Source organism: Bythopirellula polymerisocia (assembly GCF_007860015.1).
In the GTDB taxonomy this organism is placed as follows: Bacteria; Planctomycetota; Planctomycetia; order Pirellulales; family Lacipirellulaceae; genus Bythopirellula; species Bythopirellula polymerisocia.
The window spans coordinates 822,986-836,105 of record NZ_SJPS01000002.1 but is presented as its reverse complement, the minus strand read 5'-3'; the positions used below and the strand labels follow the sequence as shown (position 1 = coordinate 836,105).

Sequence of the window (13,120 nt, the reverse complement as noted above, 5' to 3'; positions counted from 1 at the left end):
CGTGACAAGCACGAAGCGAGTCGTACTCTTTACTCCTATTTAAACACGACGACGGCCACAAACCGTGGTTGCCGACAATACCAACCCCACCAGTACAAGTGAGGTAGGCTCGGGCACGGCAGTGGTTACGGCTGATAGGCCTACGCCGTAATTGGCTTGCCATTGCCCCAGCAGCGTACTGCTTAACGGCGGCGTCGTTCCCCCACGTTGCCACACGAGGAAGTCACGTCCATCGACATCGCCGTCTCCATCGAAATCACCAGGAGTAGGAACAACCAAGGCAGCAATCGCATCTACGTCGGCCTGATCGAAGTAGTCGAATGGGGCGACCAAGTCAAAATCGGCCAGATTCAACGAAGCCAGGATGTCAGCCGCAAAAGGTGCAGACGGGAGGGCTGCCAAATCGTCCTGCCGCTTCATAGCGGTCTCACCGCCATTTCCGTCGTGGTAGAGCTGTGCCAACGTGACATCGGCTTGAGTGACCAAACCATCCTTGTTCACGTCACCGGGTTGTGGGGTGTAAACCTGGCCCAGGAAGAAGCTGTCGGGCTGCACCTGAAAGACAATCGTGTTATTGGCATGGTCATCCGCAACCACCGAACCGGGGAAGCCGGGGATAGCCGTCGTGTTGACGCTCTGGAGAACCAGATTCACAGGATTACTGCCATTTTGAGCGGCTAAAAGGTCAGCACCAGAGATGGATACCGAATGTCGATCGCCCGAGGTGAGCAAATCCATAGTCGAAGTGAATATCGCCGCAGTCGAGCCGAGATCGGTAGGATCCGCACCCGTTGTCAACGCGACCGTGAAGGTGGTGTTGGGAGCAGAATTCGGTCGGTTTCCGAAATCCAGGTCGAACGCGAGTTCATAGGTCTTCCCAGCATCAATGGTCACGCCGTTGAGGATGTCGGTCTGGATCATTCCATTGAGATAGCCCTGTGCCGAGTTCAGAGAGAACCATTCAGCACTCTCGCTCCAGTGAGTATCAAGATAGTAGGAGCCCTGATTAGTACCGGCCAGATTGAGCAGATCCAATTCTCCACCATCAGCAACGCCAGCAATCAACGCGTCAGTGGTTGGGCTGTCGTTGGGGTCGTCGTTGTAGGGCGCCCAGTGATCAACATCCACAGAGCTTCCTCGGAAGGGGCCGAAATTACCGTGGCCTCCATTAATGTCGTGTGCGTTAGTGTTTGGGCCGTCCACCTTATTGCTGACGCTTGAGAGGTCGCCGTTCTTGATGATATTCGGCACTGAAACGGAAATCGCAGGGAACGCTTCCGTGGGATTACTGCGGCCGAGAATAATGTTGTCGATCGAAAAAACCGCACCTAGAACAGAAGAGACGGGCTCGCCGCTATTGTAGTCGACCGGGTCGATACGAACACGCTCATACTCCACATCCCAAGCGCCGTCATTAAAGTCACGCTGGATGACGTGGGTGTGCCAATTATTGTCAGCCGGATGGGTAGGAGTACCCGCGGCCTGATTGTTATGGAAGGAGAATGAATGAACACCTGGGGGTTCCCACATGAACTGCCGTCCGCGAAAAAGGCCACCGCTGGTAGCAGAGGGAGGCAGGACATCGTACCGGATGTCGAACTGAATCATATCGTACTGCCCGGGAAGATCACCCACCATAAACGAATCGGGAACGCCAGGCAGTGGAGAAGTCGCAAGTCGGGCCCAGACGTAGCCGTCAACTTCATCGAGTGGCGCATTTACGTTTGTAAGAACACCGCCAATAGATTGGGTTGTAGTGCGTTGGTCCGACCAACCCTGCTTAAGGCCACCCTCGAAGTCCGCAATGAGGAGAGGATGATATACGGTGGGGGCAGGCGTTGTGCCATCCGCAGCAAAACCATCAAGATAGGCGTCTCCCGCCTGTAAAGTATTGGCGGCCAGCACGATGCCGACGCAACTTAGAGTCTGAAAAATCTTCTTCATTAGATTTACCTCCAGCAATAAGGGTATGTAATTTGAATTTAAATTTGCCGGCGAAATCCATAAATGGGTTTCCCACCCGACTTCTGTTAACACAGTAAACACGCGGGGGACGCGCTGCCCCAGCGCTCCCCCGCATTCTGCTCACGTGACAAGCACGAAGCGAGTCGTACACTTTACATTCTACTAGCCACGACGACGGCCACAAACGGTGGCTGCCGACAGTACCAACCCCACCAGTACAAGTGAGGTTGGTTCGGGCACGGCAGTGGTTACGGCTGATAGGCCTACGCCGTAGTTGGCCTGCCAGTCGGCGAGATTGCCTACGCTGGTGTTGCGTTGCCAGACGAGGAAGTCACGTCCGTCGACATCGCCATCGCTATCGAAATCACCAGGAACAGCAACAACCAGAGCGGCAATTGCCGCCACGTCCGCGGCGTCGAAGAAGCTGTCGGCGACTAAGTCAAAATCAGTCAGATTCAGCGATGCCAGGATATCAGACGCGAAAGGCGCCGACGGGGCGTTTGCCAGATCAGTTTGACGTTTGAACGCGGTCTCACCGCCGTTTCCATCCAGGTAGAGTTGTGCCAAATTGACGTCGGCTTGAGTTACCAAACCATCTTTGTTCACATCGCCGGTCTGTATAGTGAATGTCTTGACCAACGCGAGGTTGTCGACTTGTACCTGTGTAAAGACCGCTGGGTCAACGTGGTTGTCGGGCACAGGAGTGCCTGGAAAATTCACTATTGACGTGTTGGCTTGCGACTGGACGATAAGGTTAACTGGCTGCCCACTATCTTGAGCGGTTTTCAAAACCGCACCACTAATCGACAGGGTCTGCGTACCGGGGGTAATACCTGACAATTGCCCGTCGAAGAGCGAGCCAGCCACAGCGGTGTTGGGATCTGTTGAGTTAGTCCCGACGGTCAAGGCAACCTTGAAGTTTGAGTTTGGGTTGGAAGGACGATTCGTATTGAAGTTAATATCGAACGCCAATTCATAAGTTGCGCTAGTATCTATCGTAACACCGTTAAGAACATCCGTTTGGATGAGACCATTGAGATATCCCCCGGCCGAGTTCAGTGAGAATTGTTCGGCACCAGTCGACCAGTGAGTGTCAAGATACCAAGAGCCCTGGGTTGTGCCAGCCACATTGAGCAAATTCAATCCTGTCCCGTCGGTGCCGTTGACGGCTTCTACGATGGAATTAGGGTTATTGTTGTAGGGCGTCCAGTGATCGACATCCACGCTGCTCCCTCGGAAGGGGCCGTAGTGGCCATTCCCTCCATTAATATCGGCCGCTCCATCGTTGATACCGCTTGTCACCAAATTACTGACTTGGGACAAGTCGCCGTTCTTAATGATATTCGTCAAGGAAACGGGTATCGCGGGGAATGCTTCTGTCGCAGTCGTGCGACCGAGTATGATATTGTCGAGCGAGAACTTGGTCCCTAGGGTGCTAGCTGAATCAGCAGCTCCTACGCCGTCGATCATGTCGATGCGAACAACGTTCTCGAGTGCTTCCCACGCCCCGTCATTAAAGTCGCGCACGATCGTGTAAGTGTGGAAACCGGTATCGTTAGTATCTTTAAGGTTTTGCAGATAGGCATTATTGAAAAAGTCGACTCCATGGGTTGAACCACCCTGTAAAAAGTGCCGTCCTTTCAGACGCGAATCGATGAGACCTGAACCAGGGTTATTGGGGTCCTCAGGAGGTAGGACGTCGAACCTGAGGTCAAACTGAACGATGTCGTACTGTCCGGGAAGTTCACCAACCTTAAAGTCCGCAACTCCAGGAAGAGCATTTCCGCTCCCCGTAGAAAGACGGACGTAGGAGTCCCCCTCATTATTGCTCCCGAGCCCGGCTGAGTTGATATTTGTTAGCACCCCGCTGGCAGCTTCAAGCCCCACCATGCGTACCGGACTCCAACCCTGGAGCGGTGCACCGGAGCTACCGTCACCGTCGTCGAAGTCGCCGATGACTAAGGGATGGTAAACAGTCGGGGCGCCAACACCATCAATAAAGGATGTGGCGGCGTGCGAACTAGCGACAGCCAGCGCGATACTGGCACAAGCCAAAGCGTGAAGAATTCTCATTGTTGATCTACCTCCGGGTGATAGGGCAAGAAAATGGACGTTGAACAAGGGTTGAAACTTTAAATTAAGATGGCTGACGTCACCCTAGGAGAAAATTCCGCCTGGCCGATGACGTCGCGAGAATGAACCTGACTTAGACAAGGTAGGTAAATAATCAAGGGCCTGCCCGCCCAACTTCTATAACACTTCTGGTCTTCCCACAATTGGACAGAGATTCTCTAAAAAAGATTGCTAAAATCTAAAAATAAGGCTTTTTGCCGTCTTTTCCGGTCCAAGTGAGTCCCGATAAAGCGGCAGTGGTTTACAAAGATTTCTTTGGATAAGCATGGTAACCTGCGAATTATTGACAACTTGTCTGGGACAATAAAACAATTCTAGGGGCTGATCGACGGTTTCCCCTGGAGTGAAAAATCCGTCATTTGGGCGATTTCCTTGTGGATTCTAACTGCTTCACTCGGTTTTTAGGTGATAGTCTTGCCGGTTTTCACCTGGCTTCACGTCAAAAGTCAACTCTGTCTGGCTGTTGTATTTTGGAGGAAGGGCCTCTCGCCTGATGACTTTGACTTCGCTATCCGGCGTATCGTACATCTTCTTTTTGCCCATCTCCTTCGAGACGCGAACTTCGACTTTTTTCAAGCCAAACGGAACCTGGGCAGTGTACTCGCCATCTTCAATGCTTGCGCCAACTGGAGTGCCTTGATTGTCAGCAGGCAAGAACGAGATTGCGCCAATCTGCGCCGGTTCGCCGTCGACAGTAACCGACCCGGTAACCAACGCCGTCGACGGATCGCTACACCCCGAAAGCAATACGCAACAAGTCGCTGACCAATGCAAGAAAGAACGGAAAATACGCGAATCTCCGCGAGCCAAGTTCATGAAACTATCCACCGATGGTTTCTCCACCATTCATGGTTCCTTGTGCCATCCACACGTCGAGTGAAATGCCTTCATCAACAAAGTGAACAGACCCGTCACAATAAAGCACGTTGACCCCGCCTGGGTGGCGACTTCGTGCGGCAGAAACTTGCTCGCGCGCGCCGCCGGCAACCGCCGGCATGTGTGGATCGCCGGTATCTTCAAACCAGCCGTTGATAATCTCGTCCGCAACGCTGGTATTGGGAGTCCTTAAGGTGTGGAAACGGAAGACGCCACTGTCGTTATGGATATCGCCGCGCCAATCACTATCGGTTCCAACCTGACCCATCAATGTTTCGGACATCATCAAGGTGTTGGAGGTTCCGTCGACTAAGTCTGCAAACGAAGTTTTCCGTGGCTGCCAGCGGTTGCCCTCGATATGAGAAAACGGCGATTGAGGGAGGTCTTCGACGCTGACGGTTTTGCCCAAAATCCTTTCCCTCGTCTGACCATACCTCACATTACCCCAATTGACGACATAATTGCCTCGTCTTCGTTGATACTTCCCAATGGTCTGGTCGGCACCCTCGGCGTCGTCAGGGCACCGATAGAGATCAACGTACTGCCCCGTCGCACCCTCTAGTGTTCCATGAACGGTCCCAGGAGGCAGATAGAAGGCCACCTTTGTGTCGTCAATAGTTGCAATGGTCCTCTGCTCGATATACGGCCACAGATATCTCACCCAAGTTTGCCGCGGGGGCTGGTTGCCAGGCCCTGGAGCGCTAGAACCCAGTGGAAGCTGCAATTTGCTGTCATGATGCATATGCATCGCCAACCCCCACTGCTTCAGCTTGTTAGTACATTGCATTCGGCGAGCAGTCGCGCGGGCTGACTGCACAGCGGGCAGTAGCAGTGCCACGAGAACTCCAATGATGGCGATCACGACTAACAGCTCAACGAGCGTAAAAGCCCTTGTTCGACTGTGAATCATTTCCCGGGGATAGCATCGGATCTGAGGTGACAGCAAGTGTCTTTGAAAAGGCGTTTTCTCGTAATTCCAAGGGTGCTTTGAGACGCAAGAGTTGCTGCTTATTTGTGACATTTCGTTTATCTCTCGGATAAGACTCCTAAGAAGGATAAGTGGCTAAGAGACAATGTGCCCAAACCCCGCTTTCAGTTCAACACTTCAGAATTGCAGTGAATTGGACAAGAAATATTGCCATTCGTTGAATTTTTCTGGGAATAAACCGTACTTCCCGAGCACCCTTGAAATGAGAAGAATTGACCGTTCCATGCAAACTACCAGCATGCCAAGATTAGAGAAGCAAACCGAATCCAACCAAGCCAAGTCTTTCTAGAAAACCCCGCAAAATTCAAAGACAATGAAACGTTTAAGTACGGGAATACGATAAAAATAGCTATATTCCGCCTCGTAATTTTAGTTTCGTTCCCTGCTAACGTCTTGGCTGAAGAGGCTTGCGGCGAATTACCGCAAAGACCTAGATCTACTCAGGGCTCTCGGTCCGTTGTTTATCCAGTTTACTGCGGTACTCAGAGAGATTCTCCGCTTTCACAGCCGTGCACGGGATGTAAAGAGTGCTTGGTACCGCATAGAGTCCCGCCCCCGCCGCGTACTTATTTCGCGACATGTCCGCTAATACCCGTACCGCTTCGTAACCGTACTGGTTGGGGTTTTGCGCGACGGTAGCGAAGATATTCCCGGCCTCGATGCCTGCGAGCGTTGGTTCTTGGTCATCGAAGGCAATGACAGCAATCTCTCCTAGTTTCTTTGCTTCATCGAGCACTTCCAGGCACATCGGTCCGTTGTAGCCGTAGAGGCCTATCATCCCATCCAGGTCGGGGTGCTCTTTGAGAGCGCTGACAGCATTCTCTTTGGCTACTGCAGGAATCATGTTGTCGATATAAGTCGCGACAATAGTGAAATTACCAGCCTCAATTGTTTGGTCAATGGGATCGAGATCCGCTCCGGGGGTTCTTCTCGTTCCTTTCAGTGCGTCCACAAGCCCTTGCCGACGATGCTGGGCATTCAGACGATCATTGGTTCCGACAAACAACGCGATTTTTCCACCGTCTGGTAGGGCTTCTTTGATAAGTTGCCCGCACAGTGTACCAGCTACATAGTTGTTTGTACCGACATGGCGATGGAACACCGCTTCGGGGACCTCGTTATCGTAGGTCACAACTTTTGTACGGGTCGATAGGGCACTAATGGTTCGCGCCTGTGCCTGTGGTTCCAGGGGACTGATAGCAACACCTTCGAACTCCGTTGGATCAATTCGTGCGAGTAGCTCGGTCTGGTAAGAAGCCTCTTCCTCAGGCACGATGAATTCGATATCTGCATTGTATTGCTTGGCAGCTTCTCGCGCCCCGCTGGCAACTTGCTCGCGAAACGGCTCGGATCCTCCCAGCACAAATGCAATACGTGGCACTTTCGAAGTGTCCTGTGAAACAAGTTCACGACGGTTGTAGAAAATAGCGAAGACAACAGCCAAACATACCGACACCCAAAACCACTTGTTTTTGATCATCCTATAGTCCTATTAGCCCATGGAATGTTGATTAAAATACTAGCTTCGTGAAGAGAACATGAAATCCAAACTACTTCTTATCATCTAAGACTTCAAATCAGGGCGCCAACACAATGGAAAGCATCCCGACAGGTCACGCGTCCTGCGGGGCTCGGTTTCTGCCGATCAAGAAGGCAACTCCCACAAGTTGGCAAATGGCCGCGAAAAAAAGCTCACATGCGTGCCACTTAAACCAACAAGTTCGTGAGGAATACCGGGTACCACCACCGAACACCTGAAAGACCTGACCTTCCGACGGATGCTTCCACCGATGATATCACGCTCAATCACCGAGGAAATGGACAAACAAAGGATAAAAAAAGGCGAAAACTGCTCGTAAGCCCCTTGGTCCGTAGACACAACGCGTGGGGGCAGTAGCTCAGTAATCCGTGAGCCCGGAAAATATAGGCTCAATAGAAGGACCTGGAACCCATAGAAACACTATTCTAACAGGCGACCATAACGTTTTTTAAGCGTTTTTCTGTCCATTCTGCCTGATTTACGACGTGTCACTTAGAAACTCAGTTCCCTACACCCGGTCATGGGTTCAAGGGGGCAGAGAATGGCAACCTGTACAATTCGAGGGATTAACGAATGAGTCGATCGTTGAAGGGCAAGAGTCGAACAGTCTCCACGAATAAGCTGCGATTTGAAACTCTTGAACCGCGCATCATGCTCACGGGTGATGGGTTGCTGGGTGAGTATTTCAATTCCATAGCGCTCACTCAGCCAGGAGGCTCGCGCATCGATGCGGTTGTGAACTTTCCTATCGACGCTCTAGGAGAAGGTGCGCAGGGGCAGGTCACAGCAGACGACAACTATTCGATCCGCTGGACTGGCTGGGTTGAGGCCCAGCAGTCCGGTTCGTGGCAATTCACCACGTTTAGCAACGATGGCGTCCGTCTCTGGGTCGATGACACGCAGATCATCAACAATTGGGGCCAACACGCCAGCGAACGGGACGACGGTAGCATCACGCTTGCAGCCGGCTGGCATCCGATTCGCATGGAGTACTTCCAGGAGGGCGGTTCGGCCGATGCGCGTCTCCTGTTTTCAGGCCCTGGGCAAAGCGAAGTCGTTATTCCTCAAATGCGGCTTTCGTCGACAAATCCCAACCCGGACGATCCCGTTGCCAACGCTGGGTTAGATCGCGTCGTAGTTTTGCCGAGCAGCAGCGTAGTCCTCGATGGTTCCGGCACGGACAACGGCGCCATTGCGGGGTACCAATGGTCGCAACTTAGCGGCCCAAATACGGCTACGCTCAGCGGAGCAACCAACGAAGACCTCACTGCAAGCAACCTCATTGAAGGCGTCTACAGTTTCCAGCTGACCGTCACTGACGACCAGTCGAATACCGACAGCAATACGGCAACGGTCCAAGTCGTGCCCGAAACTGGCGGCGGCATTGTCAGTGGCGAATTGAAGCAGTGGCACAAGGTATCAATCGACTTCGCCGGCCCAAACACCAGCGAAACGGCTGCGGTGAATCCATTCACGGACTACCGGCTCGATGTGACCTTTACGCATCACGAAAGTCTCAAGTCCTATGTCGTGCCCGGCTACTACGCAACGGACGGCAACGCTGCGAACACCAGCGCCACTGCCGGCAACGTCTGGCGAGTTCACTTTGCACCGGACGAAATCGGCGCGTGGACATACTCCGCTTCCTTCAGGACTGGCAGCAATGTCGCGATGAGCACGTCGGCCAATCCTGGCTCCAGCGCCGGCTTCTTCGACGGTGCCTCGGGCGCGTTCGAGATCGCTGCCACAGACAAGTCAGGCCGAGATCTACGTGGCAAAGGTCGGCTAGATTACGTCGGTGAGCGGTATCTCAGATTCGCAGGTGACGGAGACTACTTCCTGAAGCAAGGTCCCGATGCCCCTGAAAACCTCCTGGCCTATGAAGATTTTGATAACACACCGGACAATGGAGGTCGGCGCAAGTCGTACTCCGCTCACGCGGGCGATTGGAACCCGGGCGACCCCTCGTGGCAAAACGGCAAGGGCACGGAGCTAATCGGTGCGGTCAACTACCTTGCATCTGAGGGACTCAACGCTTTTTCGTTTCTCCCTATGAACATTAATGGAGACGACAAAAACGTCTTTCCGTATATCTCGGACGGCTCGGCCGACCGCTTGAGGATGGACGTGTCAAAACTGGATCAGTGGGAGATCGTATTCGAGCACGCAAACCAAGAAGGTTTCTTCCTGCACTTCAAGACCCAAGAAACCGAGAACGACCAACTGCTCGATGGCGGTGCACTCGGCAACCAGCGTCGACTGTATTACCGGGAACTGATCGCGCGTTTTGGCCACAATTTGGCTTTGAACTGGAACCTAGGTGAAGAGAACACCAATACGACGCAGCAACGCAAGGACTTCGCTCAGTTCTTCTACGACAACGATCCATATCACCACCACATCGTTCTGCATACTTACCCAGGTGAAAAGGCCGGTGTCTACGAACCGCTACTTGGCGACGCCTCTAAGCTCACCGGCGCATCGCTGCAAACCAGCGACGCGGACTTTAACTACGTGCACGGAGACACGGTACAGTGGGTCAATGAATCGGCCAACACCGGACGACCGTGGGCGATTGCCGTCGACGAGCCGGGCGACGCCCAGCATGCGCTGCGCCCTGACAACGACGTCGGCAACTCGCACGAGGACGGCCGCAAAAACGCGTTGTGGGGAACCTTGATGGGTGGCGGCTACGGCAACGAGTGGTACTTTGGTTACGGCCACGCACATTCTGATCTTACCCTTGAGGACTTCCGTAGCCGCGACAACTGGTGGGATTACACCCGTTATGCCATGGAGTTCTTCTACGACAACGACATCCCGTTCTGGGAGATGCAGAATGATAACGACATCAGCTCTGCGTTCAACGACTACGGCTTCTACAAACCGGGTGAGGTGTACGTTGGCTACCTGAAAAACGGTGGAACGACAAACATGGACCTGTCGGACGCGGCCGGTCAGTTCGAGGTCAAGTGGTTCGACCCTCGCAACGGCGGCGATTTGCAGGACGGATCGGTCACTATCGCCACCGGCGGCGGCTCGCGTAGCGTCGGCCAAGCGCCGAATAGCACTAGCCAAGACTGGGTCGTCCTGGTCCGCAAGCAACTGATTGTTGACCAAGTCCCCTTCGGCGACGCCCCCCGCGAGATCACCGATGGCAGCATCATTCAATTTGAAGATTATGACTACGGAGGCGAGGGCAAATCGTATCACGACTCGGACGCGGTCTCCATGGGCGACCTTTCCCGCGGAGACAGCGTCGACGGCGGCTCGGCTTCGGGCGTCGTGGGCGAGCGGATTGGATGGACGGAGGATGGCGAGTGGCTTGAATACACCGTCGATGTAACTGCAGGAATTTACTATGCGACCGTCCGCTATGCCTCCGGGTCGCCCACCGAGGTCGGCAGCCTGCGACTCTTACTAGGCGATGGGCCCGATGGCGACAACTTTTCCGAAATCGGCACCTTCGATCTAGAGAACACCGGCGGGTGGGCCAACTGGGACTTCCTGACCTTGCCGGGGATCGCGGTTAGCGGTGGCGCTGGCAAGGTACTTCGGGCTGAGATCATCGGCCGCGGTTTCGACTTGGACCAGATCGAGTTCACGACGAGCCCGCCGGTCAATAACCCGCCCAGCATCACGATCGACGACGTATCGCTGGTAGTCGATGAGAGCTTGAACGTGTACCAGGAGCAGGGCGGCTTGGTCGTGATGGAGATGGAGAATACCCCGTCCGACCTCGGCCTGTGGAACCTTGAACCGGATGCCACCAATTACGCCAATCCGACTGGTGACGGCTACCTGCAGTTCACCGGCAACGACCCCGCGAGCGGCCCGCCGAATTCACCACTGGAGTACAAGTTTAAGATCAACCAACCGGGGCTGTATTATCTGCATCTGCGAGCTGCGCGTGACACCACGCATGGTCAAGAGATGGACAAGAGTAACGACGCCTATGTGCGCGTCGAGGGCGACTATGGCGCGGGACCTAATGCAGGTAACAGCCACGGCGACGATGCGCCGCTCAGCATGCTAATGAGCGACACGAAGTTCTTTGGCGGCGCGGCGGACAGCTTCGCTTGGGCGTGGGGCAACCGTTTGGATCCGGGCGGACAAAACAACAAGCGTGTCGCGGTCTACGACTTCAAGGCTGGCGAGGAGTATACGCTCGTTGTCTCCGGAAGATCTCAGTATTTTAGCGTCGACCGTATTATGTTCCGCCACGCGAGCGTTGGCGTTTCGGCCGCACAGAACTTGGGCAATCCCGAGTCGCCCCAGCCAGGAGCGGGCGACGGAATGCTGCGTTATCAGATCAATGCTTCCGTCACCGACGACGCCCGACTGATGTACCCGCCGACTTTGCAGTGGACCGCGGAGTCGGGCCCTGGCACAGTCACTTTCGACGACCCCAACGCGGAAGACGTGTTTGCGACTTTCAGTGTCGACGGCACTTACTTACTGCAGTTGACTGCTAACGATGGTGAATTCACTACCAAAGCCACACGCACAATTGTCGTACCATTCGTCGATCCTCCCGCGAGTGAGCAAGCCTTCACGCCCATCGACGATGCCATGGTAGAGGGCACCGCTGGCCAGAACACCGGTCTAATCAAAGTGCAAACGAGTGGTCCTACGCGTACTGGGTATTTCAAGTTCAATGTTTCGGGCCTCAACAGCCAAAATGTTGTTGCTGCCAGCCTCAGGTTGACCGTCACGCAAGATCCCGGAAGTGGTAACTTGAACCTTTATCAAGGTACAACTAATGCCTGGAGCGAAACGACCGTCAACTCTAGCAATGCTCCTGGGCAAGGCGCGCTTATTGACACGGTTGGCGGAACACATGCGCTTGGTCAGGTCGTTGAGTTCGATGTCAGTTCTGTCATTGACAGCGATGGTACTTACACGTTTGTACTCAAGCACGGCGGTAGCGACGACGTGTGGTTCAGCTCGAAAGAAGGTAGCAATGCACCTCAACTTATCGTCGATATTGGAGGTAACGCCGACTTCGTGAAAGATAACGTAATTGATGGTGCCGATTTTCTCGCTTGGCAACGAGGAGTAGGTCTGGCCAATGCTAGGCATTACGAAGGAGACGCCAACGGTGATGGTAGCGTTGACGGTGCCGATCTGTCCATCTGGCAAAACACTTATGGAAACATCATCGTTGCTCCCATTGCCAGCTTCCAAGAAAATGACTTGACCGAACGGGACGATCTGCTCGCATTGCAGGAAGTCCAGTCTGTTGAATCGTCAGTCATTCATCAACTCGCGACCAACTCTCCCCAGATTTCGCCCTCATTAGTTGATGCAGCCATGGCAAGGCTTTGGCTAGAAACTGGTCCAGCCTATCCCCGATTACAAGATTCGCAGCTAGCAGAGAATGTCTCCGTAGAAGCGATTGATTCTTTTTATTCTCAAGCAGAATCAATTGAGCCTTCCGAAAAAACCAGCAATAAACTGAGTTTTGAAAGCTGGGTAGATAGGGATAATGAAACCGAAGCTGTTGCTACTTCGCTCGAGGAAGAGGATAAACTGACCAATTCAAAGATTCAAGCGAATTAAGATAAACCTTTGCCTGAAGTGAGAGGCGATGGGCCGGATATGTTGGCCAGCAAAGG

At 53.6% G+C, this 13,120-nt stretch carries 6 protein-coding genes; 1 reads left to right on the top strand and 5 read right to left on the bottom strand.

Translation table 11 applies throughout. From position 1 onward, the window contains the following. Positions 1-39: 39 nt before the first annotated feature. From Pla144_RS09410 to Pla144_RS09390, 5 genes are all read right to left on the bottom strand, one after another. Positions 40-1,944: a PEP-CTERM sorting domain-containing protein gene (locus Pla144_RS09410; RefSeq protein WP_146450385.1), complete on the bottom strand. Its 1,905-nt coding sequence runs from the start codon at positions 1,942-1,944 to the stop codon at positions 40-42. A 183-nt stretch (positions 1,945-2,127) separates the two neighbouring features. Then, on the bottom strand, positions 2,128-4,038 hold the full coding sequence (locus Pla144_RS09405) for a PEP-CTERM sorting domain-containing protein (RefSeq protein WP_146450384.1): 1,911 nt from the start codon (positions 4,036-4,038) through the stop codon (positions 2,128-2,130). 450 nt (positions 4,039-4,488) lie between these two features. Further along, a complete protein-coding gene (locus tag Pla144_RS09400; protein WP_146450383.1) occupies positions 4,489-4,914 on the bottom strand; it encodes a hypothetical protein in 426 nt (141 codons plus the stop codon). 4 nt (positions 4,915-4,918) lie between these two features. Beyond that, positions 4,919-5,884 (bottom strand): DUF1559 domain-containing protein, encoded by a 966-nt coding sequence (locus Pla144_RS09395; RefSeq protein ID WP_146450382.1) that lies wholly within the window; start codon positions 5,882-5,884, stop codon positions 4,919-4,921. Between the two features lie 514 nt (positions 5,885-6,398). Next, positions 6,399-7,442, bottom strand: coding sequence for a substrate-binding domain-containing protein (locus Pla144_RS09390; RefSeq protein WP_146450381.1), 1,044 nt, complete (start codon positions 7,440-7,442; stop codon positions 6,399-6,401). A 633-nt stretch (positions 7,443-8,075) separates the two neighbouring features. Here Pla144_RS09390 and Pla144_RS09385 point away from each other — a divergent pair. Next, on the top strand, positions 8,076-13,064 hold the full coding sequence (locus tag Pla144_RS09385) for a PKD domain-containing protein (protein WP_146450380.1): 4,989 nt from the start codon (positions 8,076-8,078) through the stop codon (positions 13,062-13,064). The last annotated feature ends 56 nt before the right edge of the window (positions 13,065-13,120 follow it).

What these genes read in the sequence shown, in the direction of transcription:
- Pla144_RS09400 (WP_146450383.1), bottom strand. Translation starts at nt 4,914, where the DNA reads ATGAACTTGGCTCGCGGAGATTCGCGTATTTTCCGTTCTTTCTTGCAT.
- Pla144_RS09395 (WP_146450382.1), bottom strand. Translation starts at nt 5,884, where the DNA reads ATGATTCACAGTCGAACAAGGGCTTTTACGCTCGTTGAGCTGTTAGTC.
- Pla144_RS09410 (WP_146450385.1), bottom strand. Translation starts at nt 1,944, where the DNA reads ATGAAGAAGATTTTTCAGACTCTAAGTTGCGTCGGCATCGTGCTGGCC.
- Pla144_RS09390 (WP_146450381.1), bottom strand. Translation starts at nt 7,442, where the DNA reads ATGATCAAAAACAAGTGGTTTTGGGTGTCGGTATGTTTGGCTGTTGTC.
- Pla144_RS09405 (WP_146450384.1), bottom strand. Translation starts at nt 4,038, where the DNA reads ATGAGAATTCTTCACGCTTTGGCTTGTGCCAGTATCGCGCTGGCTGTC.
- Pla144_RS09385 (WP_146450380.1), top strand. Translation starts at nt 8,076, where the DNA reads ATGAGTCGATCGTTGAAGGGCAAGAGTCGAACAGTCTCCACGAATAAG.